Annotated in this window: 25 protein-coding genes and 1 tRNA gene; 20 read left to right on the top strand and 6 right to left on the bottom strand. The window is 57.6% G+C overall.

Features of this window, described 5'->3' with window-relative positions; translation table 11 throughout:
- Positions 1-45 precede the first annotated feature (45 nt).
- The 6 genes from C7378_RS04630 (at position 46) to C7378_RS04605 (ending at position 6,657) form a co-directional block, all read left to right on the top strand.
- Positions 46-600, top strand: coding sequence for a TPR end-of-group domain-containing protein (locus C7378_RS04630; RefSeq protein ID WP_131992326.1), 555 nt, complete (start codon positions 46-48; stop codon positions 598-600).
- 42 nt (positions 601-642) lie between these two features.
- Entirely contained in the window at positions 643-1,710 is a 1,068-nt protein-coding gene (locus C7378_RS04625) for a gluconeogenesis factor YvcK family protein (RefSeq protein WP_131992323.1), read from the top strand.
- An 88-nt stretch (positions 1,711-1,798) separates the two neighbouring features.
- A complete protein-coding gene (locus tag C7378_RS04620; RefSeq protein WP_131992320.1) occupies positions 1,799-2,233 on the top strand; it encodes an ATP-binding protein in 435 nt (144 codons plus the stop codon).
- 15 nt (positions 2,234-2,248) lie between these two features.
- A complete protein-coding gene (locus C7378_RS04615; RefSeq protein ID WP_131992317.1) occupies positions 2,249-2,596 on the top strand; it encodes an STAS domain-containing protein in 348 nt (115 codons plus the stop codon).
- Between the two features lie 559 nt (positions 2,597-3,155).
- Complete coding sequence (locus C7378_RS04610; RefSeq protein ID WP_165876656.1) at positions 3,156-5,507, top strand: EAL domain-containing protein; 2,352 nt, start codon at positions 3,156-3,158, stop codon at positions 5,505-5,507.
- Between the two features lie 472 nt (positions 5,508-5,979).
- Positions 5,980-6,657, top strand: coding sequence for a WecB/TagA/CpsF family glycosyltransferase (locus tag C7378_RS04605; RefSeq protein ID WP_243648064.1), 678 nt, complete (start codon positions 5,980-5,982; stop codon positions 6,655-6,657).
- Between the two features lie 42 nt (positions 6,658-6,699).
- Here the strand turns inward: C7378_RS04605 and C7378_RS04600 are convergent, their stop codons facing one another.
- The 4 genes from C7378_RS04600 to C7378_RS04585 form a co-directional block, all read right to left on the bottom strand.
- A complete protein-coding gene (locus C7378_RS04600) occupies positions 6,700-6,966 on the bottom strand; it encodes a ubiquitin carboxyl-terminal hydrolase 14 (protein WP_131992308.1) in 267 nt (88 codons plus the stop codon).
- Positions 6,967-6,995: 29 nt separating this feature from the next.
- Complete coding sequence (locus C7378_RS04595) at positions 6,996-7,985, bottom strand: electron transfer flavoprotein subunit alpha/FixB family protein (protein WP_131992305.1); 990 nt, start codon at positions 7,983-7,985, stop codon at positions 6,996-6,998.
- Positions 7,986-8,048: 63 nt separating this feature from the next.
- A complete protein-coding gene (locus tag C7378_RS04590) occupies positions 8,049-8,324 on the bottom strand; it encodes a hypothetical protein (RefSeq protein ID WP_131992302.1) in 276 nt (91 codons plus the stop codon).
- 34 nt (positions 8,325-8,358) lie between these two features.
- Positions 8,359-9,129 carry an electron transfer flavoprotein subunit beta/FixA family protein gene (locus tag C7378_RS04585; protein WP_131992299.1) on the bottom strand — a complete coding sequence of 257 codons (771 nt, stop codon included), beginning with the start codon at positions 9,127-9,129 and terminating at the stop codon, positions 8,359-8,361.
- Positions 9,130-9,278: 149 nt separating this feature from the next.
- Here C7378_RS04585 and C7378_RS04580 point away from each other — a divergent pair.
- A tRNA-Glu gene (locus tag C7378_RS04580) sits at positions 9,279-9,356 on the top strand.
- A 69-nt stretch (positions 9,357-9,425) separates the two neighbouring features.
- On the opposite strand, the gene C7378_RS04575 is transcribed toward C7378_RS04580, so the two are convergent.
- Both C7378_RS04575 and C7378_RS18170 read right to left on the bottom strand, forming a co-directional pair.
- Positions 9,426-10,583: a tyrosine-type recombinase/integrase gene (locus C7378_RS04575; RefSeq protein WP_131992296.1), complete on the bottom strand. Its 1,158-nt coding sequence runs from the start codon at positions 10,581-10,583 to the stop codon at positions 9,426-9,428.
- A gap of 85 nt (positions 10,584-10,668) precedes the next feature.
- The gene (locus tag C7378_RS18170; protein ID WP_131992293.1) at positions 10,669-10,893 is read right to left on the bottom strand and encodes a helix-turn-helix domain-containing protein; all 225 of its coding nucleotides are present in this window, start codon (positions 10,891-10,893) and stop codon (positions 10,669-10,671) included.
- A 304-nt stretch (positions 10,894-11,197) separates the two neighbouring features.
- Between C7378_RS18170 and C7378_RS04565 the strand changes: the two genes are divergently transcribed.
- The 13 genes from C7378_RS04565 (at position 11,198) to C7378_RS04505 (ending at position 25,840) form a co-directional block, all read left to right on the top strand.
- Positions 11,198-12,151, top strand: a complete 954-nt coding sequence (locus C7378_RS04565) for a LysR family transcriptional regulator (RefSeq protein ID WP_131992290.1) — start codon at positions 11,198-11,200, stop codon at positions 12,149-12,151.
- 470 nt (positions 12,152-12,621) lie between these two features.
- Complete coding sequence (locus tag C7378_RS04560; RefSeq protein ID WP_165876655.1) at positions 12,622-15,636, top strand: Ig-like domain-containing protein; 3,015 nt, start codon at positions 12,622-12,624, stop codon at positions 15,634-15,636.
- A 340-nt stretch (positions 15,637-15,976) separates the two neighbouring features.
- Complete coding sequence (locus C7378_RS04555) at positions 15,977-16,339, top strand: TrbC/VirB2 family protein (protein ID WP_131992284.1); 363 nt, start codon at positions 15,977-15,979, stop codon at positions 16,337-16,339.
- 55 nt (positions 16,340-16,394) lie between these two features.
- The gene (locus C7378_RS04550; RefSeq protein ID WP_131992281.1) at positions 16,395-16,694 is read left to right on the top strand and encodes a VirB3 family type IV secretion system protein; all 300 of its coding nucleotides are present in this window, start codon (positions 16,395-16,397) and stop codon (positions 16,692-16,694) included.
- A complete protein-coding gene (locus C7378_RS04545) occupies positions 16,694-19,180 on the top strand; it encodes a VirB4 family type IV secretion system protein (RefSeq protein WP_131992278.1) in 2,487 nt (828 codons plus the stop codon). The genes C7378_RS04550 and C7378_RS04545 overlap by 1 nt, the downstream gene beginning before the upstream one ends.
- Positions 19,177-19,941, top strand: a complete 765-nt coding sequence (locus C7378_RS04540; RefSeq protein WP_131992275.1) for a TrbG/VirB9 family P-type conjugative transfer protein — start codon at positions 19,177-19,179, stop codon at positions 19,939-19,941. The genes C7378_RS04545 and C7378_RS04540 overlap by 4 nt, the downstream gene beginning before the upstream one ends.
- Positions 19,942-19,949: 8 nt before the next feature.
- The gene (locus tag C7378_RS04535; protein ID WP_131992270.1) at positions 19,950-21,284 is read left to right on the top strand and encodes a TraB/TrbI/VirB10 family type IV secretion system protein; all 1,335 of its coding nucleotides are present in this window, start codon (positions 19,950-19,952) and stop codon (positions 21,282-21,284) included.
- A gap of 10 nt (positions 21,285-21,294) precedes the next feature.
- Positions 21,295-21,543, top strand: a complete 249-nt coding sequence (locus C7378_RS04530) for a hypothetical protein (RefSeq protein WP_131992267.1) — start codon at positions 21,295-21,297, stop codon at positions 21,541-21,543.
- A 16-nt stretch (positions 21,544-21,559) separates the two neighbouring features.
- Positions 21,560-22,369 carry a hypothetical protein gene (locus C7378_RS04525; protein WP_131992264.1) on the top strand — a complete coding sequence of 270 codons (810 nt, stop codon included), beginning with the start codon at positions 21,560-21,562 and terminating at the stop codon, positions 22,367-22,369.
- Between the two features lie 15 nt (positions 22,370-22,384).
- Positions 22,385-23,239 carry a type IV secretion system protein gene (locus tag C7378_RS04520; RefSeq protein ID WP_165876654.1) on the top strand — a complete coding sequence of 285 codons (855 nt, stop codon included), beginning with the start codon at positions 22,385-22,387 and terminating at the stop codon, positions 23,237-23,239.
- Positions 23,240-23,260: 21 nt separating this feature from the next.
- Positions 23,261-23,941 carry a VirB8/TrbF family protein gene (locus C7378_RS04515; protein WP_165876653.1) on the top strand — a complete coding sequence of 227 codons (681 nt, stop codon included), beginning with the start codon at positions 23,261-23,263 and terminating at the stop codon, positions 23,939-23,941.
- A 457-nt stretch (positions 23,942-24,398) separates the two neighbouring features.
- Positions 24,399-24,788, top strand: coding sequence for a single-stranded DNA-binding protein (locus C7378_RS04510; RefSeq protein WP_131992255.1), 390 nt, complete (start codon positions 24,399-24,401; stop codon positions 24,786-24,788).
- A gap of 68 nt (positions 24,789-24,856) precedes the next feature.
- A complete protein-coding gene (locus C7378_RS04505) occupies positions 24,857-25,840 on the top strand; it encodes a TadA family conjugal transfer-associated ATPase (RefSeq protein WP_131992252.1) in 984 nt (327 codons plus the stop codon).
- The last annotated feature ends 195 nt before the right edge of the window (positions 25,841-26,035 follow it).

Genomic DNA, 26,035 nt, shown 5'->3' with positions numbered 1-26,035 from the left:
CGCCAGGCTTTCCACGCTCTCTCCAACCGAGAAGGATGCGCTGATATGCACGAAACACGCTCTGCGACTGGCTCTCGACGCACGCCCCGCACCATAGCAGGAAAGGTGCGGCCCGCCGTAAATGCTGAACGGCAGCAGGCGCTGGAAAAATACCAGACTGCGATGCAGTTGATGCAGGAGGGCAAGTTCGAAAAGGCTCGTGTGGTCTTCGAGGCGCTTGCCCCGTCTGCACCGCCCGAACTTGACGATCGCATACGCACTTACCTGCTGGCCTGCGAACGCAGCGTCCAACGGTCGCCCCTCAGATTCGACACGCTCGAAGAACAGTACGACTATGCCATTTCGCTGCTGAACACGGGTGACTATGAAGACGCACGCGACCAGCTCGAAGCGATCCTGAAAAAGAAAGAGCAGGCCGATTACGCGCACTACGGACTGGCGATTCTGGACAGCATCACCGGGCAGGCGGAAGAGTGCCTGAGCCATCTGACCCGCGCGATCGACCTGAATCCTCGCAATCGAATCCAGGCGCGCACGGACAATGACTTTCAGGATATGGCCGACGATCCGCGCTTCACGGAACTGCTTTATCCTGAATAGCGACGGCCCGGCGAGGGCTGCGCGCTACACTGAAAGCACTTCATGAAGACTGCTTCCCTGGCTCAGGACGCCGCACGCGAGCGCCACGAATCCCAACTGAGAGTCGTGACGCTCGGCGGTGGCACCGGGCTATCAACACTGCTGCGCGGCTTCAAGCACTATGTCGCCTCCGCTCATGCGTCGAGCACAGCGGACGCCGGCAGCCTGATCAGCGATCTTGCGGCGGTGGTGACGGTGACCGACGATGGCGGCTCCAGCGGGCGTCTGCGGAAAGACTTCAACATGCTGCCGCCCGGCGACCTGCGGAACTGCATGGTTGCTCTCTCAGAAGACGAACACCTCATCTCCCAGCTTTTTCGTCACCGCTTTCGATCAGGGGGCGAGCTGGAGGGTCACAGCTTCGGGAACCTGTTTGTCGCGGCGCTCTCGGAGATGACGGGCGACTTCGCCCAGGCGATCAAGCTGGCAGCGGAAGTGCTGGCCACGCGCGGGCATATCTATCCCGCGACAATGGCCAATGCGACGCTGGCGGCGCAGATGGAAGACGGCTCGATTGTGCGCGGGGAGACGAACATTACGGCAAGCCGTCACCGCATCGTGGAGCTGATGCTGGAGCCGGCGGAGGTGGAACCGCTGCCGGAGACGCTGGCCGCGATCGAGTCTGCGGATCTGATCACGATTGGACCCGGCTCCCTCTTTACCAGCGTCATCACCAACCTGCTGGTGAAAGGTATTCCGGAGGCACTGGGCCGGGCGAAAGCGACGCGGGTGTACATCTGCAACCTGATGACCCAGGCCAACGAGAGCCTGCACCTGACGGCCTCGCAGCATATCGAGCGCATCTACGAGCATGCCGGAGAACCCATCTTCGACTATGCGCTGGTGAATACAGCGCCGGTCTCCGCTGCGCTGCGGGAGCGGTACGCGGCAGAAGAGGCGGAACAGATCGTGGCCGACACGGAGCGCATCGAAGCAATGGGCATCCGCTGCATTACGGGCGATTTTGCGGATGAGGGCGACGTGCTGCGGCATGCGGCAGATCGGGTGGCGGCGACAGTGCTGAGGCTGGCGCTGAAGGGGCCACCGGGAGAGAAACATCTGCTCTCTTGACATTGTGAAGCTGAGCAAGCAAACTCCCACTACAGGCAGACCAGCGCCAACAAGATATGCTTCCCTGCAGCAGAGCGAGGAAAGGCACTTGGCGGGACCACAAGTAACCCGGATCAGCTACACACTGGATTCTTCTCTGGACAGCGTCAGCCGGGTAGAACAGACGGCCGAGCAGCTGGCCAAGAAGGCCGGGATGGACGAAGACGAACTCTTCCGCTTCACGATGGCAGTACGCGAAGCGGCGGTGAATGCTGTTCTTCACGGCAACGCCTACGATCCCGACAAACGCATCACTGCCTCCTTTGAAAATACGGGGAACTCGCTCGTTATCCGCATTGCAGATCAGGGCAAGGGACTCGATCCCGATACCCTTCCCGATCCACTGGCGCCGGAGAATCTTCTGCGCGGCTCAGGCCGCGGCATCTTCCTCATTCGCTCCTTTATGGATGAGGTACACTTCAAGCTATTAAACCCTGGAACTGAGTTGACCCTGGTCAAGCATCTGGGCACGGCAAGCACCTAAAGGAGGACTTCTAAAGTGAGCATGAAGATCAGCACTCGTCAGGTTGACGGAGTCACCATCATGGACCTGAGCGGACGAATTACCCTGGGAGAGGGAAGCGTACAACTGCGCGATGCAGTTCGCGATCTGCTTTCCAAGGGTCAGAAGAGCATCCTGTTGAATCTGGGCGATGTGAACTACATCGACAGCTCCGGGATCGGTGAACTCGTCAGCGCCTTCACGACTGTGCGGAACCAGGGAGGCGAGCTCAAGCTGCTGAATCTGACGAAGAAGGTTCACGACCTGCTCCAGATCACCAAGCTTTATACGGTGTTCGACATCAAGGACGACGAAACAAGCGCCATCGCTTCTTTCACGCGTTAGCTACAAACAGCAGGTTCTCGATGGGCTGCCGGACTCATGCCGGCGGCCCTTCTCTTTTGTGTGTAAATCCATCCTTTGATGGAGTCAAAAATCGATCTTCGCGCTCATGACACGAATCAGGCAGGTGCTTAAGCTCAAGATGTCTCTTGAAAAGCATCAACCCCTCCTGACCTGGCTGAAAAGCCAGGTTTTTTTTGCGAAGGTTTCGAAAGTAATTGTTTCTTACTCTCAAGTAATGCAAATGAACGCTGTAACTGACTAAAATTAATGGAGAAATTTTAATGGAGTGAAGATATACTTCACCTATAAACCTTGGTTCAGACAAAAGAATAGTAGTTTTTAGTTTTCCTTTGCACCTTTGTGTCTTTTTTCCACAGACTCGCGATTCTCCACCGGAGCAGGCGCCCATTAACCGGCGCGAGGATCGGATATATTGTCAGCGCTTTCATTGCCGGTTGATTCCCCTAAATTCAGCGGTACTTTTCGTCGTTCCTTTTTGCTCCCGGGAATCTTACTAGCCCTGCTCGCCGGGCTGGTGATCTGGCAGATCTCTACACTGTTGAGCGCGATTCGCTGGCTGGACCGGAGTTCCCAGGTGCTGGTCGCGATGGCGCAGGCGGACCACGACATCGATGACGAAGCGACGGCCGTGCATAGTGAGCTTCTTACACGGCAGCCATCCTTCCGCGAAGAGTTTGAGCAGTTTTCCTCCAGGACAGAACAGCAAATCAGGGATCTCAAAGTTGCAGTCGGTGACAGTCCGACGCAGATGGAGAACCTGAGCCATATCGCAGCTGCGCATGAGCGGTGGGCTGCCGAGTCCCGGCGCCAGATGGCGGGCAGTGCATTTCACGCGGCGGATGCCGGATGGAGCCGTGGGCTGAACAGTCTGCACAGCAGCTGGCAGCAAGCTATTCGCCTTGAAGAAACACTGAAGGCGGAGCGGATGGAAAAAGTGAGCCGACAGACGAGGGTTACACTCGCCCTGCTAAGTGCGCTTTGCCTTCTGCTCTGTGTCATGAGCTACGCGCTCAGCCGTCGAGGCGTCCATCGGGTTACGGCTGCTTACACAGAGGCATGGGAGGAAGCGCTCGGCGCGGAGCCGCAGAAGGAAGAGCACGAGAGTGGAGCCAAGCAGCAAATCGAAGAGCTAAGCAGCTACCTGGAGCAGACAAGTCAGCAGCTGCGGCGGCGGGAACGGGAGCTAAAGCAGGCGCAACGGCTGGCGGGCCTGGGCAGCTGGGAGATGGACTTCCGGACCGGCGCTATTACCTGGTCAGAGGAATTATTTCGCATCTTTGGCGTGGACCCCAGCAAGGGTGCACCTACGCTGGAGGAACATGATGGCCTCTTCTGCGAGGGGGGCTGGAGCGCGCTGAAGTCTTGTATCGAGCTCGCGGTTGCGGAGGACAAACCGTACGAGATTGAACTCGATGTGCTACGCCCGGAGGGTGGATGCAGACGAATCCTGGCAAAGGGTGAGGCTGATCGGAGCCCGAACGGCGACATGGTGCGTCTGCATGGAACAGTTCAGGACATTACGGAACGCAAGATCCTGGAAGACCGGCTCTCCTTCCAGGCCTATCACGATCTCCTTACCGGGCTGCCCAATCGCGAACTGCTGCAGCAGCGGCTGGAGGACGCGATACATTTGGGAACAGCGGCAGAGCGATTGACGGGCGTTCTCTACATTGATGTAGATAACTTCAAGTTCCTGAACGATACGCTGGGACATCCCATCGGGGATCTCTTTCTGAAGAGCATTGCGCAGCGGATCTGTGAGAGCGTTCGCGTGGAAGATACGGTAGCGCGTATCGGCGGCGATGAATTTGTCGTCGTCTGCTATCGCCTCGCAAGCGAGGCCGAACTGGAAGCGATCGCAAACCGCATTATTACCGAAGTGAGGAGACCGCATCAGATCGGTGGGACCTCTACCTTCATTTCTTTAAGCATAGGCATCGCGGTAGGGCCACGCGATGGCACCAATGTGCATGACCTGCTAAAGAGCGCCGACCTGGCCATGTACCAGGCAAAACAGGTCAGCCGCGACACCTATGTGTTTCACACGCCGGAGATGATCGAGCGGGTAAACACGCGGGTGGAGATAGAGAAGGACCTGCGCCACGCGATTGAGCGGGAGGAATTCCTGCTCTACTATCAGCCGCGCATCGACCTGGTGACGGGCAGGATTACCGGGCTTGAATCGCTGATCCGCTGGCAGCACCCTAGTAAAGGACTGGTGATGCCGGGAAACTTTATCGACGTCGCCGAGGCAAGCGGGCTCATTGTACCGATGGGCGAATGGGCACTGGACACTGCCTGCCGTCAGACGCAGGCGTGGCGGAAACGAGGCCTCATCGACTTCCCCGTCGCGGTGAATGTCTCGATTGCCCAGCTCAAACGGAAGACTTTTGTACAAAGCGTGGAAACGATACTACGACGGTATGAGCTGCCCGCCAGCAGCATCGAGATTGAGATAACCGAGTCGCTACTGCTGGAAGATGCGGATCTCTTCGCCCGACAGATCAGAGACCTGAAGGATCTAGGGCTCTTTATTGCAATCGATGACTTCGGCACACGCTACTCTAATTTGAACTACCTGAAAAAGCTGCCGGTGGACACGCTGAAGATCGATCAATCCTTCGTCCATGACATCGACAGGACAGCGTCCGACGCGGCCATCTGCCGGTCTATCATCGCGCTGGCACAGAACCTGAATCTGCGGACGGTGGGCGAAGGAGTAGAGAGATATTCGGAGCTTGCCTACCTGCGACAGTTCGGATGTGACGACATGCAGGGATTCCTGCTTTGCAGGCCGCAGCCGCAGGAACTGATCGAGAGGCAACTGAACCGGACATTTGATCTGCACGGGCAAGCTTCAGAGGTTGGTGAGATACTGACGATTTCATGAGCGCTCGTCCTGGTTGAAGCGGCTCGCAGGCTCATCGGCAGCCAGGATACTTCCCCACTCATGAAGATGCGCTGCACTGCCCCCGGCCGGCCAGGAAGCAAATAGCCAGCCTTCTTCCATCCATTACGGTTACAATCTTGCGCTCAGGCTTCAGCTTAGAGCCCGAAGTGTGTCATTCTACTTGTGTAGAAGTAACCGCAGTTCGGCCATTAGTCACGGTACCCCGCATTACCGCTGTCTATTCTCACGATTGCTGTCGTTAGATTGAGAAGTTATAGATGCACCTCGGGTAACTACACTGTCCGCTTACCCAATGAAGTATCAACCCAGTCCAAGACTGGAATCAGGCCAAGTGCCGGAGCACGAAGATTTTATGGATTCCCAAGCTTTCTGCCAGATTTTAGGAATTCGTTTTTTTATGGGGTCAGCACTGGAAACGCTCGATCAAATTCGGGAGGGGGGCCTAGTTGTGGTGCCTTCTGCCCCGACGCTGAAAGACCTGCCGGACAACAGAGTGTACCGCGAAGCGCTATTGAACGCCGACATGGCGATTACCGATAGCGCTCTCATGGTGCTGCTATGGAACCTGATGCACCGTCCCCGCATCGCAAGAGTTTCCGGACTTGCCTACTTCAAAGTACTGGTGGATGACAACGAACTTCGAACGCCTGGGAATACCCTGTGGGTGATGGCATCTGAAGAGAGCGCAGACGTGAATCTACGCTGGCTCGCCAGCCGCGGGATTCAGGTTGCTCCAAAGGATGTCTATATCGCCCCTATATACGGGGGCAGAATTGAAGACCCTGCGCTGCTGGCTCAGCTGAAAAAGAGGGAGTATCGGCATGTGGTGCTGACCGTAGGGGGCGGCATCCAGGAGTGCCTTGGCAGCTATCTGAAGAAAAATCTGGTCAAATGTCCTGCGATTCACTGCATCGGTGCGGCTATCGCGTTTCTGAGCGGGGATCAGGTCTACATACCCGGATGGGCCGACAGGACGGGGCTGGGCTGGCTGCTTCGATGCCTATGGAAGCCGACCTACTATGGGCCGCGGTATTGGCGTGCGCTGAAGCTGGTCAGCCTGATTCTCCGCTACCGCGCGAACCTGCCACCCCTGCGAGAAGCGGCAGCCGAGCATGCTCACGCAGCGTGAGGCAGCCGGGACCGCAGGCCGATAATGCGGATGCTTTATCGGCTAGGAAAAATCGAGCTGAACCTGATCTACGTAACACCATCCCCAGGTCTCCCCGGGCTCGAAGGAACGCATGACGGGATGGCCTGCGCGATGATAGTGTTTGGTGGCGTGCTTGTTGCGGGAGGAGTCGCAGCAGCCGACATGGCCGCACTCCAGACAAAGGCGCAGATGAACCCAGCTGTCTCCCGACTTCAAGCATTCTTCACAGCCATTGGGAGTGCGGGGAGCAACGTTATGAACGTGGGATAGATGAGTGCAGGTAGCCATCGGGTCTTCTCCTTTATCGCCCCAGGATACTAGGAACCAGCCTTGGCCTTTTTGATCTCCGCGGTCAGCGCGGGGACAACGTCAAACAAGTTACCGACAACCCCAACATCGGCGATCTCGAAGATTGGCGCTTCACGATCCTTGTTAATGGCGACGATGGTGCGTGCACCTTTAACGCCGACGATATGCTGGATAGCTCCGCTGATGCCGAGAGCTATATAGAGATTGGGAGCTACTGTTTGCCCGGAGCTGCCGATCTGCCGCTCAAGCGGAAGCCAACCGTTATCACAGATAGGCCGCGAGGCTGCCAGTTCGCCGCCGAGGACGTTGGCCAAGTCCTGCGCGAGCGAGAGGTTTTTCTCCTCCTTGATGCCGCGACCAACGGCAACAATGACAGGAGCCTGCGAGAGGTCGACGGCCTGCTTGGCCTCTTGAAATATTTCATGGGGAGTGATGCGCGCCGATGACTGCGAAACGGCAGCTGATGCTCTCTCGACGGGTGCCTGAGCTGCGGCGCTGGTATCCGCACGAAAAGCCCCTATCTGAATGGTCGCCATCCACGGAGCGTCTCCAGTAAAGGCGACGTCGGCGGTGAACTTCCCCTGAAACATCTGCCGCGTGAAGAGCAGCCTGCCGGCATCAAGCTTGTAGCCGGTGGCGTCCGAGATGAGCGTACGATCGAGCGCCAGGGCGAGCCGGGGACCGAAATCCCTTACCTGATAGGTATGGGGGAAGAGTACGACGCGGGGCTGCTTCTCACCGATGAACTGGCTGAGCGCATGGACGTAAGCGTCAGAGGTATACGCAGCAAGCTCGGGAGCTTCCAATGCATAAACGGACTGCACGCTCTGCTGCGCCAGCTGGGCTGCGAGCGGCATGACCTGATTGCCCGGCAGAACTACCTGCACCGGCCAGCCTGTCTCCTTTGCAATGGCCTGCGCGGCTGCGATTGTCTCGAACGAAGCGCGGTTCAGCTGACCGCTGCGCTGCTCTGCTACTACCAGAATGACGTCTGCCATAATCCCCCAAACACACCTCAGGGGAGCCGAAGCTCCCCTTGAGAAAAGCTGATACGCAAAGAGCTAGAAGGTGGGCTTGCCGCGCTTGAGGTATGTTCCATAGGTAGCACAGACCAGCCCTGCAAGGACCGCGAACACGTTGTAATAGAACATAGGATGCACCCAGCCCGGCGAGTAAGTCGCGTCCTGCCCGGACCAGAGGGTGAGCAGCACAGCAAAGAAGAAAAACTGTCCGGCGATGACCTGATAATTCAGGCCCCACTGACGGCGCTTTTCCAGCGCTTCGACCTGATTGGGGGTCATGTTGCGTTCTTCCGCTGGGATCAACATGTTTGCCATTTCCGTGATTCGCTCCTCAAGAAATTCAATGCTGCTAAATGACCCGCGCTGCGGTTCGCAAGTAGTCTACAACCTTCCGAGCCACTTCGGGCGCGGGACCTTCCATCATTTCTGTCCGCTTCTGCTTTTCGGGAACGTAGAGGCGCACAATCTGCTGCAGATTGGGACTGATCTTCGACTCGACGTCGGCCCAGGTTACCTTGCGGACCGGCTTCATCTTTGCCTGCTTGATACCGATGAGAGTGGCATAGCGCAGCTTGTTGATGCCGCTTTGAATGGTCAGCAGCGCAGGCATCGTCGTTTCAATGTGCTGGTAGTGGCCGGCCTCGAGTTCCCGCTTGAGACGCAGACCGGTGTCAGTCTTCTCAATGCCGATAATGATAGTGGCGTGCGGTATGCCAAGAATTTCGGCGAGCAGAACACCCGTCTGCGCGGCCCCGAAATCGTCGGACTGAAGACCGGTGACGATCAGGTCAAAAGACTCCTGCGCAATGGCAGCGTGAATGGCACGTGCGGTGTTGGCGGAGTCAAGCTGAACGAATTTTTCGTCCTCAAGATGGATGGCCCGATCTGCGCCCTTGGCAAGCGCTTCGCGCAACACCTGCTGAGCGCGAGCGGGGCCGGCGGTGAGTACGACCACTTCCCCACCGTGCTTCTCTTTCTGACGAAGAGCCTCTTCGAGAGCATAAGCATCAGGCTCATTGACTTCATAGGAGACATCTTCATGAATCCATGTACCGGCGGCGTTGAGCTTGAGAGGCGCATCCTTCTGCGGCACTTGTTTGATGCAGACGAGTATCTTCATAGGGCAAACACCCGAGTATAGCGAAGCAGATTACGGTTGGCCAGCGGAAAGCGGCAGCCCGCGCGCAGAAGGCTTTGACAGAGAACCGACAGATTGCTACATTCAGAGTTGTACTTCTCTCCTGCTTCCGCTCAGGGAGTAAGCCAAGCGTCCCCGTCGTCTAGCCCGGCCTAGGACACCGCCCTTTCACGGCGATAACACGGGTTCAAATCCCGTCGGGGACGCCAACAAAACAAAAGACTTACAAGATAATCTCCAATTTGATTGCCGTCCGATAACGTCCAATAAGACGGCGATCATTCCGAATTCCCCTTTTTCGGCTCAAACACCAGCCGTGCAACCTTGCTCTGCGCGCTGCGCTTGATGTCGGTGACGGCCTGCGCATAGAGGTTCATCGTGACGCTGCTGTTCGCGTGCCGCAGCAGCTCCTGCACCGTCTTCACGTCCTCCCCGTGCGATTTCAGAATCGTCGCAAACGAATGACGGAAGGTATGCCATCCCACTTTGCCCGTGATTCCTGCCGCCTTGAGGGCCGGCCGAATGTACACCCGGAAAAGGGAGTAGGACCAGTACGGAAGCTCGCCCTTGCTGGCCGGACTGGCAAAGACCCAATCGTCGTCCATCGGGTAAGGCGACCGTCTGCGCCACAAGAGCAGAACCTCGGCCAGCTCGGGATCGAGCGGAACCGGTTTCTGCGATGCTTCCGTCTTGCAGGGGCCGACGCGCTGGAGCGAAATGGAACGGGTAACATGCAGTTCGAGGTTCTCGAAATCCACGTCCGACCACTTTAGCGCGAGCAACTCGCTTACCCGGAGTCCAGTGAGAATGTCGAGAAGCACGGCGGTCTTGCCCGGCTCCTTGAGATATTCAAGCAGCGACTTGAGTTGCTCGATGTTCAACACAAGCGGAACCCTCTGCCGCTTCGCGCTTTGGCGGACATGCGTAATGGGGTTCTTGTCGTGCCACTCCCAACGAATAGCGTGATTGAAGATGGCGTGCATGAGGTTGCGTATTTTTGCCTTGCTGCCGTTTGCCAGCGGAAGTGACTTCAGCCATTCTTCAACTATGACTGCTTTCACATCCTTCAATCGGTAGGAAGACCACCGTGGAAGAATCCAGCGTTCCAGATAGCCTTCATTCGTCCGAATCGTGGCAAAGGTTTTATTTCCGCCCTCGCACAGTTCCTTTTCGCGATAGTGCTGCGTCAGCGTACTGAAACTGATCGCGTCAATTTGTGCGCGCGGGGTTTCCGCGTTGATGCTTGCCCTAAGAGCCACAACCGCTTTCTGCGCCAATGCATCGGTCGGATACTCGTGACGAGAACCGATGATGCAACTGCGTCGTCTGCGTGTACCGTCCAGTTGTGTTTCATACCAGCGGTACTCCCAGACCTGATCGCCTGCTGCGCGCTCGTAGAGCCTCAATGAACCTTGCTGAAAGCGAATCCGCTTCATGGATATTCTCCTGTCAGCGGAAACGGGTGGCTCATTTCAAGCGTAGCTCATCCCCGTACGCTCCGCTATCGGTTTTGCGCGTCTTTTAGCTGGCAATCCTGGAGTTCATCCACCGATCGATTGCGGACTTGCGAAAGCGCCACAGCCTACCGCATTTCACGGCGGGGATCATTCCCATGCGCGCCCAGCGATGCAGACTCTTTTCGGAAATTCTGTATTGAGCCGCTACTTCATGGCTGTCATACAAGGGCTCAAGATGAACTGGACGATTCGTCCGCGATCTCACCGACCCTGCAGACTTCTTTTCCATACAGCACCTCACAGTCGTGATATAGAAAGCCTGAACTGACCGTTGCTACCCGTCCAATACTTCCTGTCTATGGCGCCATGCCTTCTGTCTATGGACAGGCCCGAAAATACGGCGTTTTGAGGGGGGTGCGATAGCTTCTGTCTATGGCCGCATCTGCGCGTTGCAAGTCGGGGAACAAAAAAGTGCCCGATTGACAGCGACAGAAAGCTCATCGAATCTGGAGCAGAAAAGATGGAAACAAGAAGTTCGATCTGCATTTTCTGAAGTTCTTTGCGCGCTGCCTTCGGTTTTGGAGTGCCGAGGCATGTTCGATCTTGTCGAGTTTCGCCACCTGAAGTACATCGCGGCCATCGCGGAAACATTGAATTTTACGCGCGCCGCCGAGCGGCTCTTTCTGGCGCAGCCCTCACTCAGCAAGCAGATCAAGGACCTCGAAGACGGCATCGGCATTCAGATCTTCGTGCGCCATCACGACGGTGTGCATGTCACAGCCGCCGGGCAAATGATCGTTTCCTATGCGATCGAAGCGGTGAAGTCGAGAAACGAGATCATCCAGGCCGCCCGCGCAGTCCATTGCGGAGAGATTCCACCCTTGAGAATCGGCTTCTCTTGCTTTGTGCAGCAGGAGATTCTGCGCTCTCTGAGTGATGCCTACGCCAGCCTGTTTCCTGGCTGTCCGATGCAATTCTCCGGCGGCGATCCGGCGCAGCTTCTTCGGCGCATGGAGGAGAAAAGCCTCGACGCGGCGGTGCTTCCTCTTCCCATCAGCGGCGACCAGTGGACAGTGGAGTCGGTTGCGTCGGCTCCATTGGTCGTCTGCATGCGCGCCGATGATCCGCTGGCGCGGCAAATGGAGATTCAGCCGTTAGTGCTTGCGAAGAGGCTGAAGATATTCCGCAATCCTGAGGCGCATCCCGAGGCGCACACTCGCCTGATGGAAATGCTGGGAGAGATCGGAATAACGCCAGAGGTCTCCTGCCTGGCCACGACACCCACAGATATTCAGTGGATGGTTCAGAGCGGGAGCGGGGTGGCGCTGATCGATCAGAAAACGCCGCTCGATTCAAGTCTCGCGACGAGGCCCATAGCAAACGTCAACTGGAGCGCGGACACGGCGTTCGTGCATCCCGTTTGGGCGGAGCACCCCGCGCTGCCGATACTGATTCGTCATTTTAGGAAAGCGAATGGCATCAAGCCCGCCAAACACACTCCGCGCAAGAAACAGACGAATTATCTTCAGTTGACGTTGCTTGCGTGAGCAATTAGGTGCGGCTCCTCGATGAGTGCATCGCCCCGTTAACGGGCGTCAACCGAGATCGCGCGTGGACAGATCGGTGGACACTGGCCGACTCGTAAGGGACGAATCAGAGCCTTCCTCTTCATCCTGTTTGGCTGTTGCCAGCTGCTGCTCATTACGAACATCAGCTGTTGCATGCAGGAATGATCGGAAATCTCAGTTGGCCAGCTTGTCTACGAGCCGATGAAGCGGAGAGCCATGAGGTCACCCAACCACCAGAACTCAGTCAAGCGCCTCTTCCTGCCGCTTGACAAGCTTACGCGCTCATGCTAAAATTTTTTCGCCGTTACTCCTACGGCCATCTCTTACTTCCTCAAAGGGATTACTGATGCCTCTCGTGCTCATTCAATTGAATGAGTTGTGCCTCGGCCGGACCGCCGAGATTGGTGAAGATATTCTTCTAAATGGTGCCGTGCGCGAGGTTGAACGACATGAAAGCCTTGGTTAGGCTTGGAATACTCGTGCTCGTGGCCGAGTTCTACGTTCTGTTGCCGGGATGCGGTAACGGTGGCTCGGCTGGCAACTCGGGCGGAAAGACCCAATCCACGCCCACTCTCCAGTCGATTGCGATTACACCCGCTAACGTCACATTAAATGCCGGGCAGACCCAGCAACTCACAGCAACGGCAACCCTGAGTGATGGGTCAACTCAAGATGTTACCAATTCTGCGATCTGGAGTTCTTCGAACCCATCTATCGCTACTGTCTCCAATGCGGGATTGGCAGCTGCCGTGTCTGCAGGCACGGACACAATCACGGCTTCGCTGTCGGGCGTTACCGGGTCAGCTGGGCTGATGGTCAGTGCGAAAGCACTAACCGCCGTTAAAGTATTACCGCAGGGGTTGACTTTATATCTCGGGAGTGCCCAGCAATTTGAAGCCATAGGCAGCTACAACGACGGCAGCACCGCGGACATTACCGGCTCGGTCAGTTGGAGTTCCTCGACACCGGGTTCCGCCTCGATCTCAGCGGCAGGTGTTGCTTCCGCCCTTGCCGCGGGTTCCACCACGATCACGGCGTCGAGCGCGAATATGTCGGGTTCGTCCATGCTGACCGTCTCGCCAAACAACTCAGGATTTACCGTGGTGGACGATATAACAGCCAGCCGCTTGGTTTCTTTTCGAGACACAGACGGGAGCGTCGTTCAATACAACGGCACGCGAAACGCCAATGGGGACCTCAGCACGATCACTTCCGCGCAAATCACTCATCCGAACGGCACCTCACAAACCGTTCTGTTCGATCAGCAGGAACTCCCAGTGGACTTTCGAATGTCGGATGGAAGTGAGTTTGCCATCCTTTGGCCCTCGAACGCAGCTCCACCCACCGTGACCGCATTCTCAAGCGATGACAGTTTTGTATTTACCGCACCATTCGGTTCCTCCTCCGGTACGACTGCCGCGCGCGCCGTTGCAGCGGCGGCAAAGCGGACCAGACAGAACCTGCGGAAGGAACAAAATGCGGCTGCGGCCAGCGATCCTTCGCTGGTTACGGTCAACGTGACAAGCTACGACGATCTGCCGGAAAACGATGCGACTGTCGACATCACGGAAAGCGGCACCTTTCTTGGAGGTTCAATACGGGCCGACCTCAACGGGAATGGTGTGTATCAAGCCCACCTTCCAACCGGCACCTCAGTTCCAAGTCTGCAAACCGTCGACGATCTGGTGCAGTCCACCGTGCAACCACTTCAGTCGACATGCAAAGCTCTAAATCAAGCGGAGTTAGTATCGGCGGCGGAAGGAACGCCATATAAGGCTTTGGGCACTGCCATGTGCGCAGGGCTGTCGTACACCCTTGATGCGTTTTTTCCCGAGGCGACGCCCGCATCAACTGCCATTACCACTGCTTGTGTCAACCTCGGAGTCGGCCTGCAAGTGTTGGATGATGTCTGCCAAATTACCGGAGACGCGAGTAAAGTCTCCCAATACCTTTCCTCCGCGGCCACGTCGGTCACCAGCTTCTTTAACGGGCTCCCGGTGGATGTAACCGCCACGGCCGTGCTGAACTTCGATTCCGAGCCGCAGACGAACAAGAATCAGCCGGGTGCCGGACCTTTCAGTCCATTTAACATTTCGGTCGGAAGCAAAGATCCCATCGACAAAGTTCAGGTCACGCCGTCGTCCCTTACGCTCCCAATCGACGCATCGGACAGCCTCACGGCGGGGGCTTACGATTCCAACTCGCATTTATTGCGCTCCTCCACCTTCCAATGGAGTTGGGCGAGCGACGACGAAAACGTAGCGTTCGTACCGGCAAGCGGAGTCCCGGTTCCAACTGGGACACTCCAATCCGTGGGGCTGGCGACCGTTACGGCAACTAGAAACCCAGGGACTGCGAACATCACAGCCACGGAGCAAATTTCCGGCCCGACCCCCGGGTCGGCCCAGGTCGCGGTAAAGGGTTTGAACGTCAGTGTTGCGGGCTCCCTCAACCAGATTGGAATCCCATCTTCGAGCCAGGTCACGTCTGATGGAAAGACGTTGTTAGTTACCAGCTTTGATAGCTGTAGCGTAACGCTATCGTGCAGCGTCAGCTCAGGAGATGGCGGACTGTACACCTTCTCTCTTTCGACTCCCACTAGTCCTGCTGCTGAGGGGCATACCTCTCAGATATATGCCCCCTATAGCTGGGCCGGCTATTACCAAGTGGCCTATTCTGGGACGACAAACACGGCATTTATCGCGGATAGTCAAGGCTATTTGCAGGGATTCAATCTGGCGGATCCAGCGGCACCCGCGTTCATTGGGGCTGCTTCGACTAGCTGCCAGGCTATGTCGGTCGTCCTCTCACCAGACCAGACGCAAGCGTATGTCTCCGATTCATGTAGCAGAATCACTCAGTTCAACGTGACGGTGCCATCCTCGATGACATCCGTGTCGCAGATTTCGCTTAATGGGTATCAGGTAGATTACATGGCAATCTCACCTGACGGCAAACAGCTGGTGATGTTCGGTCAACGCGACGTGTGGGTAGTCGATCTTTCGTCTGGTTCGCTGGGGGCAGTCACGATGAGCAGCCAGAATTCCACCGTGTCTGGCGCTCCGAATGGCGCGGGCGGGTTCGCGAATGGCGTCTATATCGGGTCGCGTACAGTACTCCTTGTCGGCCCGAGCGGCGCTACGATCTTCGACTTGACAAACGTCAGTTCGCCCTTGGTCGTTGGAGCACTAACGTTTAAGAGTTCACCAGTCATTCAATCGCTGCTCGCCTATTCCGCCACGTACTCGGACCAAACACATCTTGCGTATGTCCTTGCTTCCGGCACTTTCTACGTAATCGACGGCTACCACCCGCAAAATCCGGTTATCGAGGCAAGTGCAACCCTGCCAACTACCACGAAACAATATGCAGCGGGCCTGTTTTCCTCTGTTTCGACTACACCGGACGGAACCACGGCGTTTGCAACCGAGGGAGGCCAGCTGACGATAGTGAACGTTCAGTAACGGCGTGGGATGCAGAGGGCGAGCGCCCAGGTTTTTGGGTCGCTGGTTTCACTCGGGCGATTGTGCTCAAGTTCTCGTTTTTTATGGATGACTCCTGAAAAGCGCCGATGTCACTGGGAATGATTCTCGCTTGACACTAAATCGCAAATTGAAACGAAGTAAACCTACCATCGACCCGTCTCCATGTGGAGTTCAGCGATGGCTCGGTCATCATGCAGACATGCCCATTTGGCCATAGCTGCGGTCTATGGCGCCATAGACAAGAAGTCTTGGACAGAGCAGAAAAGCGGCGCTAACTTTTGGCACATGACGGCAACATTCCTTGCCGTCGGAGGTGCCAATGATTCCGCAAAGAATTTCCGAATGCCACACTCAGAAGCCGGGCAGGAAGTCTTCGGAAGCGCTGTCTGAAAAACATCGCTGCCGCTGGTGGCCGACGATTCTGATGGCTGCGCTGCCGCTTCTCTTCCCCATCGCCGCTATTGCGCAGAGCGGCTCGCCCTTCGATACGGGATTCACCGCGCTCCAGCTCCTCTTCACCGGGACGGTTGCCAGAGTGGCGAGCCTGATCGCCATTGTGATCGGCGGCTACCAGTTCGCGCATGGCGAGCCGGGCGCGAAGAAGGCGCTGGCGGGAGTGGCCGCCGGGACCGGCATTGCCGTGCTCGCGGTCAACGTCCTGAGTTGGCTCTGGGGAATCTGAGTTCCCCGGCCACAACTACCGCCATTCAAGTTTCTACAAGTGTGAGGGGCATTCGATGCAGACACACACGCACAACCCGCGACGCAATCGGGTCTTCAAGAGCCTGCACAAGCCCCTCACCTATCTGGGCGTGGAGCGGACACTGTTCTACTTCGTCTGCGTCGGGGCCGTGGGCGCGTTCAACCTGTTCAACAGTCTGCTGGCCGGGCTGGCTGTCTTTCTGGGCGGCTACGCGTTTGGCCATTGGGTGACGGCGACCGATCCGGCATTTCTTCGCATCCTGGCCAAGGCGGAGCGGTACAAGCCACGCTATGACGCGGCCAAACAGAGCACACCGCGCGTGGAGGTGGTCTGATGCTGCGCATCGACAAGGTCATCCAGCCGTGGAAGGACGCCGCCGCGCTGTGCGACCACCTCAACCTGTACGGCTTCTGGAACGACACGGCGTTCCTAACCAAATCCGGCGACCTCGGCATGGTGCTCCACGTAACAGGCGTGGACTACGAGAGCCTCGATCACGGACAGCAGGAGTATGCCGTGAAACGGCTGGAAGCGGCGCTCAAGCTCTTCGGCCCCGGCTTCCATGTCTACCAGTACCTGTTCAAAACGAATCGGCCACAGATTCCATTTGCCAAATACGATGACCCAATTGTGCAGACCAGCCAGGACCGGCGGCGGCAGTTCTTTGAAGACAAGGCGGACAGGCTCTTCGAGATCGAAATCTACTATTGCATTCTGATTCGCGGCTCGCGGTCGAAGACCGGTGTTGGCGCCGCACTGGCGCAGATGTTCCGCGATCCGGCGGGCGGCTGGAATGAACTGCAGGCACAGTTCAGCGGGCGCGGGATGAAGCGCCTGTTGCGGTCGCAGATCGAGCGCGATCTTGCCCGGCTCTCCAGCCAAGTGCAGGCATTCATGAAACAGCTCAGCGACCTGACGCCGATGGAGGTGCTCGATCAGGAAGGCCAGTTTCGGTTCTTCCGCCGTCTGCTCAATTACGACGACTGGCGGATTGCCGGGAGGCCCCAGCACACGCAGTTCCTCGATTTTCAGGTGTGCCACTCCGACATTGAATCGGAGCGCGATCATCTGCGGGTGGGCGATCACTTCGTTCGCGTACTGACGATGAAGGAAGCCGTAGCTGAGACTCGCCCGCTCGCGCTCGATGCACTCTTGAAGATTCCGACAAATTTTATGGCCTGCACGGAGTGGATGCACCTTCCAGCGGACAAGGCGCGCAAGGAGGTCAACAAGCGCAGGCGGCACTTCAATATCGCCAAAACCGGCTTCGTCTCGCAGATGGGCAACGATGCGGCAAAGACCAATCCGCGCGACGTGCTGGTCGATGAGTCGAAGCAGGCCGACATCGAAAACCTGGGCGATTGCCTGCGGGCGCTGGGCGATGGACAGCAACTGGGCGAGTTCTCGCTGACCATCGTGCTCTACGGCAAAGACCGTCTGGCGCTCGAACAACTTGCCGGTGAGTTCGCGGGAGTCTTCACCAATGCCGACGGCAGCCTGTTTGCCGAGACCTACAACCAGCTCAACGCTTACTTCGCCATCGTGCCCGGCAACTACGCCTTCAATCTCCGCAAGCTGTATCTCTTGAACACCAACTACGCCGACCTGAGTTTCCTGTTCACGATCCTTCCCGGCGAGACAAGGAATGCGTATCTCGATGCCGAATATCTGGCCGTGCTCGAAACCGACAACGATACGCCCTACTACCTGAATCTGCACTGCGGCGAGGTGGGACACACGTTGATTCTTGGAATGACCGGCTCGGGCAAGACGTTCCTGTCCGTGTTTCTTGTGCAGAGCGCACAGAAGTATCAGCCGCAGACGTACATCTTCGACATTGGCGGCAGCTACGAATCAGTGACGCGCATCTTCGGCGGAACGTATTTGAACGTCGGGCGCGAGTCGCGCGACTTCACCATCAACCCCTTCTCGCTGCCACAGACGCCAGAAAATCTGCAATTTCTCTTCAGCTTCTTCCGCGTGCTGATCGAAGGACGCGCCCAGCATTATCGGATGGACTTCAAGGAAGAGCAGAAGCTCTGGAATGCAATCGAGCGCGTGTACATACTGGAGCCGGGTCAGCGCACGGTGTCGAATCTGGCCAGCATCATCGGCGAAATGAAGGACCGGCTGCATCGCTGGACGCGCGCGGGACAGTACGGGTTTCTCTTCGACAACGCCGAGGACACGCTTACGTTCGCTCCCTTCCAGACCTTCAACTTCAAAGGATGGAACGATGCGCTGGAAGTGCTGGAGCCGCTGCTGTTCTATGTGTTGCACCGGGCCGGCAACGAGATCGCCGATCCAAGCAAGCTCGCCACCTTCAAGATGTTTCTGCTGGACGAGGCATGGCTCTTCTTTCGCAACGAGACGATTCGCAACTACGTGGTGCAGGCGCAGAAGACCTGGCGCAAGCATCGCGCGGCGATGGTGCTGGCCACGCAGTCGCTCAAGGAATTGCAGGAATCGGGACTATTGCCGGTTGTCGCCGAGTGCTGTCCGGCAAAAATATTCCTCGCCAACCCTGAGATGGACCGCGCGGTCTATGCCGAAGCGTTTCATCTGAACGACATGGAATTGGATCTGATCGACGGACTCGTTCCGCCAGGACAGATGCTGATCCGCAAGGCGCAAAGCTCGAAACGAGTGAGATTGAATGTCGATCCTGTTTCGTACTGGATCGCCGTCAACAGCGCCAACGAAAACCTGAAGAAGTGGAAATACTTCGACCAATTCGGCTTCGCCGAAGGTCTGCGCCGCCTGGCCGAGGAGCCGCTGCCAAACGCAACACATTCTCGCCCGAAAGGAGTTGCCGCATGAAACGCATCCTCATTCCACTCGCCCTCCTCACCGCCATTCCGTGCGTTCCAGCAATCGCGCAGGACGCTTCCGCGCGCACCGTGCAGTATCACGCCCAGGATATTGTTCCGATTCACGCCAAGCTCAAGTACACGACCCTGATTGAGCTTCCGGCGACAGAAAAGATCATGGAAGCTGCGACCGGCGACAAGGATTTTTGGGTGGTCGATATCGTCGGCAACTTCTGCTTCGTGCATCCGGCGAAGGCTGGAATCTCCTCCAATCTGAACCTCATCACCGATAAGGGCAACATCTACAGCTTCACCTTGCAGGATGTTTCACAGTCGAGCGAAACACCTGATTTGAAAGTGATCGTAGTTCTTGCCGACCGCTCGTCGATTGTCGCTTCCAGTGGCCCGCCGCAGTTCGTACCGGCAGCGCAACTGGCGCAATCCCAGCAGCAACTCGCCGCCGTAGAATCGCACATCACGCAGGCGGTGGATGAGTACAAGAGCGCCTATCCGATGCAGTTGAAGTTCGATTACACCTTCAAGGCCAACGAGCCGCCGTTCGATATTCAGGCGATCTATCACGACGACAAGTTCACCTACATCAAGACCGATGCGCCGGAGAAGTTCTCGGTCTACGAGATGCGGGACGGCAAGCCAAATCTGGTGACGTATCAGCTCTCGAACGGAACCTATGTGATTCCGAAGGTGATGGATTCCGGCTATGTCGAGTTGGGCAAGAAGCGGATGGAGTTCTCCCGCAAGCATTCGTGAGGTGCGCGATGGCTGAGTCAGTGACAAATCTTCCGAACGACAAAGTTGTTGAGCCGGAGCTGCGCCGCGAGGAGCGCGTGCCCGCAGGTGTCGTGCCGAAGAACCTGAAACCCGCGCTCTACCTGGGAGCGGCGCTGCTGGTGATTGTGGCGGCGGTCTTCAGCGGAACAGCGAAGAAGCCGCCCGCACAGCAGAACGGTAGCGGGCACGACGCTCCGCAGCCGGTGCTCCAGGACAATACCGCCAACAATGTCGCCGACCTTAAGAGTCAGGTGGCCGCCGCCGAAGCGCAGACCGCTCAGGATGCTGCGCAACGACAAGCAACAAGCCCGGTTGCGGGTATGACCGCAGCACAGCAGGCCGTTGCTGCGGCCTACGGGCCAACAGGTCAGTCGTCTACGTGCGCTCCCGGCCAGCCCTGTGCGCCGTCGCAGCAACAACTCTCTCCCGCCGAGCAAACCGAGCAACAGCTCGCAGCAAAGGATCGCGAGCTGGCTTACGCCTCGCGCTTTGCCTCGAACCTCGTCTACTCGCAAGCCCAGCAATCGGCGCATCCGGAGCAACACACGCCCGCCTCTGCGAACATCGACCCACCGGCCCCTGTTGCAGGCGCGAACGCATATCCATACGTGGCTCCGCTGGGATCTGCAAATACGAGCCTGATTGCGCCGCAGGCACCAAGCGCTGGCCAGTCACAAAGTCAGCCGCAGCACCGGCCCGAGGTGAACATCGATTCGGCCACCGGTCAGCCGTATGTGGTCTACGAAGGTACGGTACTGGACACAGTTCTCATCAATCGCCTGGACGGTGATGCTGCCGGTCCGGTCAAGGTTTTGGTCTCGAATCCTGTCTACTCGCATGATCGCCAACATGTGCTGATTCCGGAAGGGACGATCGTGCTGGGCGAGGCGCGGAAGATCGGCGCATCCGGCTTTGGCCAGCAGCGGCGCATGGCCGTCGTCTTTCACCGCATGATTATGCCGGATGGCTATTCAGTCGATCTCGACCAGTTTCAGGGCCTGAACCAGTCGGGAGCCGAGGGCCTGAAAGACAAGGTGAACAACCATTATCTGGAGATATTTGGAATGTCGATTGCGCTGGGTGTGATCGCCGGTGCAGGCGAAATTGAGCAGGGTGGAGGTACGATTTCTACCAGCGGGTCGCAGGCATTTGCGACCGGGGCCTCCGCCAGCGTTTCGCAGTCGGCTACCTCTGTGCTCGACCAGTTTCTGGAGATACCGCCGACGATTACGATCCGCGAAGGCCATCGGGTGAAGGTCTACTTCACACAGGACATGCTGCTGCCCGCATACGAGAACCACACCATTCCACAGTCGTTCTGAAGGAGGAAGTATGCGCCGCACCGCTATCTTTGTTGGATTCACCGCAATTCTTGCCATCACCGTGCTTGGGTGTCAGAGCCATCAGGCCAAGGTCGACGCTCTGCAAAAAAAGTATGACCAGCTTGGTAAGCAGTTTCAGCAAGACTGCTCGGCTGAGTATTTCAAGGTACCTCCTACACTCAGCACGAAATGCTCTGCTGAGAAACAAAACCTGGATGCAACGTTGGTACAGCTTCAGGCCGAGCGTGCCAAGAAATGATTGAGGAGAATGCACCATGAAGTGCCAACTGATACTCGCCATCGCTACGGCAATTGCCGCAACGTTACCCGCCCGCGCCCAATTTGGTTCAGGGATCGTTTTTGACCCGACGCAGTCCGCCCACGCCATTCAGCAGATTGGGCAGGCAAGCCAGTTGTACACCACTACCGTCAACACCATGCAAAATGTCATTGGAGCATACAACCTAGCGCGTCAGATGGCGAGCCTGCCCGAGACGCTTTACACAACCTACGGCACGCTCGGACCGCAGCAGTGGGCCGCGATCATTCAGCCGGCCAACACCTATGGCAACTCATCCGTATGGATGAATGCAGCCGCAACGGGTTATGGTGCGCCGGCGGCAACACAGGCGGCCAGCATCAACACAACGGGCCGCATCGCCGGGTACAGCTCGCTCAGCCCGCAGGGCCAGCAGGCGATTGCGGCACAGGGGGCGACGGTCGATCTGGCGAACGCCGTCAACGCAACGAGCCTTGAGACCGTCGGAGCTATCCGTTCCGCCTCCGCGCAGCGCGAGGCCGACATTGCGCAACTCGAAGCCGTGAGTCATTCCACCGACCCGTCCCAGCATACGGAGATGGCAACCTTGCAGCGGATCAATCAGGCCCTGCTGATCGAGCTGCGCTCGCAGCAGGAAACCAATCAGATTCTTGAAGCCAACGCCTTGCAGCAAATGGTTGGCCAGAAGGTGCAGCAGGACAATCTGAAATCTCTGTTTCAGACCGGCAACAGCTATCAGCAGAACTTCAACGAACTCACGCCGCAGCAGTCGAGCGCGGGCACCGAGTGGGCCTTCCACTACTGAGAAAGGATGGCAATCATGGACTTTCTGATTCTCATCAAGAACGGCTGCGACAACCTGACAGCGACAGTCGCGCCTTCCGTGGACGCGCTCGGGCTGCACATGGTGCTGTCGCTCGCCACCATCATGATGGTCTGGTTTGGCGTTCAGGAGGCGCTGGCCTCCGCGCAGGGTGGCCCAGGTTTCAACGTCGCAAAGTTCCTGAACTTCTTCCTACTGATTACCTTCGCCTATTGCTTTGTAAGGTTCTATGACGGCTCGATTCCCGGCATCGACTATTCTCTCAAAGGATTTGTCAGCGGTGGCACCAGCACTCTGGTGGATTACATCGGACATGATTCCACACAGGAAGTGCAGGCAACCATCCATAAAGCCCTTTCCAATGTCGGAATCTCTTCGCCATCCTTTACGGAACCATATACCCTGCTCTGTACCTTTACCGTTCAGATCGTCCTCAGCATTTTGACTGCGTTGATCGCAGTCATTATCGCCTATGGAGCGATCGGTGCAACGGTGATTGGTCTGCTCGGGCCGGTCTTCATTCCGTGGATGGTCTTCGAAAAGACAGACTTCCTCTTCTGGGGGTGGCTGAAGGCATTCGTCGGCTTTGAGTTCTATAAGGTGGTCGCAGCCGCAACCATGAGCGTTGTGAGTCATCTGCTCATCACCTATCTGGCCAGTGGCGCGATGAACTTTGCCGATCCAAAAGTTTTGGTCGCACTCATGCCGGCACTGCTCATGCTGTGCTTCATTGCGGCCTTCATACTCTTCAAGATTCCAACCATGACCGCATCGCTCTTCTCCGGCCACATCGGTGGGCATGGATTCGGGGCGGGTGGTGTGTTGACCGCCGCCATTCTGCGGGCGTTTTAGGGATGCGGAGGTATGGACGCGATGACGACAACCACGCCCACTCCAGAGATGACGCGCGCGGCGGAACGCTATCTCGAACAGTATGGCGATCCGCTGGTGATGAATACCTGGCTCAAGATCACTATTCTCTGCCTTGTTGCGGTTTGTCTCATGCTCGCCGTGCTCGTCTTCCGCAGTCAGAAGGCGCTGGCCGGTATGCACCCGCTCATCATTCGCATCAACGATGTGGGTCGCGCCGAAGCGATCGACTATCGCAACTTCCAGTACCGCCCGCAGGAGGCGGAGAACAAGTATTACCTGACCCGCTGGGCCGAACTCTATTTCAGCCGCAATCGCTTCACGATTGAACGCGACCAGACTGATTCTCTCTACTTCCTGAATAGCGACGTGCAGCGGGCCGTGATTGCCGAGGAGCAGAAAAACAAAATCATCCAGACCTACCGGGATGACAGCTTGCTTCCGTATGTCGATGTCGAAGTCAAGAACGTTGTGCTGGACGATCTCCGGCAGTCACCCTATTCGGCGCGCATTGAGTTCGAGAAGGTGTATACGAATCCGGCGGATCATACCGAACTCAAGCGCGAGCGATGGACCGCCAGCGTGACCTATGTCTTCCGCGACAACGTGCAGAACAACGAGTTGGCCATCAATCCTCTGGGATTGACCATCGTCCGCTTCCGGGCCGACCAGGCGTTCGAGTAGGAGAATCGCACTTCCCAAAGCGAGGCAGTCTTCATGTCCAACGCCGCACACATCTCCGGCCAGAACGCACCCTTTACGCTTCCGCATTCGCCCGCCCTGCGTGGGTGCAATCCCTGCGTGGTAGCCGATGCCTTTACCTCATCCTTGCACGTGGGGGCAGCAGGGCGATTCTGCGCTCTGGATGCCAGCGTTAGCAGCCACGAGAAAACCCTCGACGATGCGATCCATGAAGTGCTTGTCTCCGTGGTCTCTCCCTTGCTTGTCCGGTCACACGCTTCGGGCCTATTCCGGCGCCCGGCGGCACATCGCCGCTCTGCTTTCCAGACTCCTCTCCCAAAGCAAGTTTGGGCCCCTGCTCCAGAAAGCGCGGCTCGGCACTTGGGAGCCGGGCCTCTCGCTCAGGCTTCGCCAATGGGTGACCCGGCCAATCCGGGAATTCAACCTTAGGAGACTTACCATGTATCAGAACCGCATCACACTCATCGGATTTCTCGGCAAAGACGCCACCGCCGTTTCGACCAAGAACGCAAACTTCACCGCCCTGTCGCTGGCCACCAAAAGCTCCTACAAGGACAAGGCGACGGGCAAGTACATCGACCACACCGAGTGGCACCGCTGCATCGCCTGGGGCAAGCTGGCCGACTACGCGAAGACCCTGAAGAAGGGCGCACACCTGGCCGTCGAAGGCGAGTTGCGCAGCCGCGAGCGGACGGACAAGAAGACCGGCCAAAAGGAACGCATCTGGGAAGTGCGCCTCTCATCGATCCTGAAGCTCGACCGCGCCGAGAAGGCCGCCCCGGAAGAGACGGCAGGCGATGACTTCAACCCCGAGGAAGAGGCGGCTTAATCGCCGCTTCTTCCTCGATTCCCGGAAGCCCGGCTTCACGCCGGGCTTCTCGACTGGAAACACACGCGATGAACTTCGACTTGATCCTTCCGTTTCTCCGCCCCATCGAGCCACTTCTGCGCGACGATGAGGTCAGCGAGATCCTGGGCAATCCCGACACGAGCTGGTTTACCGAACGTGACGGAAAGCTCTGCCGGGAGCCGGGCATATCCTTCGCCCCAGCCAGCCTGCGAACGGGCCTCGAAGTGATCGCCAATCACCTCGGCAAGCGGCTCGACGACGACAACCCAAGCCTGCACGCGAGGCTTCCTGACGGAAGCCGGATTGCGGTGTGGATTCCGCCAGTGGTCGGCCCGGCTCCGGCAGTATCGATCCGCAAGTTCACCAGCCGCCATTTCACCGTCGAAGACCTGATTGCGCGCGGGACGCTGACGCGCTCCGTTGCCGAGTTTCTTGCCGAGCAGATTCAGGCAGGCAAGACGCTGCTCATCAGCGGCGGAACCGGGTCGGGCAAGACGACGCTTCTGCGGATACTGGCCGACGCCATTCCGGATGAGGAACGTCTCGTCATCATTGAGGACACGCCGGAGCTTCAGATCCGCAAGCCGAACGTCGTCTCCACCGAGTCGCAGACGCATACGTTCGGGAAGTCCGTCACATTCGAGGAACTGCTCAAGGATGCACTTCGCTTCCGGCCAGACCGGATCATCCTGGGTGAGGTGCGCGGCATGGAGGCGCGGACGCTACTCGATTCGTTTAATACCGGCCACTCTGGGTCGCTTGCGACCATCCATGCCAACTCTGCAACCAAGGCGTTGCGCCGCTTCGCGAATCTCGTACTGCGCAGTCATCAGCAGACCACCTATGAAGACATCGAAGCCGAGATCGGCGAGGCCGTCGATTACGTCGTTCATATCGAACGCCAGCCGGGCCGGCGCATCCTTCGCGAAGTGCTGCGTGTGGACGACTATGACCGCAGGACGCGGCAGTTCGTAATGGAGCACGTATTTCAGGCAGAAGCGCAGCCGGAACTGGAGGCAATTCCATGCTGAATCCGGTGCGCAATCGGAGACGCTTCGACATTGCTTCGGCCCGCCAATGGTTGGCCGAAGGAGCACCGATCTCCGACGTTCTAACCATGCTCGAAGTCCGGCATCGCTTCGAGCTTTCGAGCGCCGATTGTCGAGTCTATGCCGTGGAGATTCTCCGAGCGGCGCAGCAGGCCATACGCGCTCCAAAGCCAACTC

Source organism: Acidipila rosea (assembly GCF_004339725.1).
GTDB lineage: Bacteria > Acidobacteriota > Terriglobia > Terriglobales > Acidobacteriaceae > Acidipila > Acidipila rosea.
Note: the sequence above shows the minus strand (reverse complement) of the source record. Positions and strands in the feature narration are given on the sequence as shown.

Excerpts from the sequence above, each read along its gene's own strand:
- C7378_RS04625 (WP_131992323.1), top strand. The coding sequence starts at position 643 with ATGAAGACTGCTTCCCTGGCTCAGGACGCCGCACGCGAGCGCCACGAA.
- C7378_RS04535 (WP_131992270.1), top strand. The coding sequence starts at position 19,950 with ATGGCTGAGTCAGTGACAAATCTTCCGAACGACAAAGTTGTTGAGCCG.
- C7378_RS04555 (WP_131992284.1), top strand. The coding sequence starts at position 15,977 with ATGATTCCGCAAAGAATTTCCGAATGCCACACTCAGAAGCCGGGCAGG.
- C7378_RS18170 (WP_131992293.1), bottom strand. The coding sequence starts at position 10,893 with ATGGAAAAGAAGTCTGCAGGGTCGGTGAGATCGCGGACGAATCGTCCA.
- C7378_RS04630 (WP_131992326.1), top strand. The coding sequence starts at position 46 with ATGCACGAAACACGCTCTGCGACTGGCTCTCGACGCACGCCCCGCACC.
- C7378_RS04540 (WP_131992275.1), top strand. The coding sequence starts at position 19,177 with ATGAAACGCATCCTCATTCCACTCGCCCTCCTCACCGCCATTCCGTGC.
- C7378_RS04510 (WP_131992255.1), top strand. The coding sequence starts at position 24,399 with ATGTATCAGAACCGCATCACACTCATCGGATTTCTCGGCAAAGACGCC.
- C7378_RS04515 (WP_165876653.1), top strand. The coding sequence starts at position 23,261 with ATGACGACAACCACGCCCACTCCAGAGATGACGCGCGCGGCGGAACGC.
- C7378_RS04600 (WP_131992308.1), bottom strand. The coding sequence starts at position 6,966 with ATGGCTACCTGCACTCATCTATCCCACGTTCATAACGTTGCTCCCCGC.
- C7378_RS04525 (WP_131992264.1), top strand. The coding sequence starts at position 21,560 with ATGAAGTGCCAACTGATACTCGCCATCGCTACGGCAATTGCCGCAACG.
- C7378_RS04590 (WP_131992302.1), bottom strand. The coding sequence starts at position 8,324 with ATGGCAAACATGTTGATCCCAGCGGAAGAACGCAACATGACCCCCAAT.
- C7378_RS04520 (WP_165876654.1), top strand. The coding sequence starts at position 22,385 with ATGGACTTTCTGATTCTCATCAAGAACGGCTGCGACAACCTGACAGCG.
- C7378_RS04550 (WP_131992281.1), top strand. The coding sequence starts at position 16,395 with ATGCAGACACACACGCACAACCCGCGACGCAATCGGGTCTTCAAGAGC.
- C7378_RS04585 (WP_131992299.1), bottom strand. The coding sequence starts at position 9,129 with ATGAAGATACTCGTCTGCATCAAACAAGTGCCGCAGAAGGATGCGCCT.
- C7378_RS04595 (WP_131992305.1), bottom strand. The coding sequence starts at position 7,985 with ATGGCAGACGTCATTCTGGTAGTAGCAGAGCAGCGCAGCGGTCAGCTG.
- C7378_RS04505 (WP_131992252.1), top strand. The coding sequence starts at position 24,857 with ATGAACTTCGACTTGATCCTTCCGTTTCTCCGCCCCATCGAGCCACTT.
- C7378_RS04560 (WP_165876655.1), top strand. The coding sequence starts at position 12,622 with ATGAAAGCCTTGGTTAGGCTTGGAATACTCGTGCTCGTGGCCGAGTTC.
- C7378_RS04565 (WP_131992290.1), top strand. The coding sequence starts at position 11,198 with ATGTTCGATCTTGTCGAGTTTCGCCACCTGAAGTACATCGCGGCCATC.
- C7378_RS04575 (WP_131992296.1), bottom strand. The coding sequence starts at position 10,583 with ATGAAGCGGATTCGCTTTCAGCAAGGTTCATTGAGGCTCTACGAGCGC.
- C7378_RS04545 (WP_131992278.1), top strand. The coding sequence starts at position 16,694 with ATGCTGCGCATCGACAAGGTCATCCAGCCGTGGAAGGACGCCGCCGCG.
- C7378_RS04530 (WP_131992267.1), top strand. The coding sequence starts at position 21,295 with ATGCGCCGCACCGCTATCTTTGTTGGATTCACCGCAATTCTTGCCATC.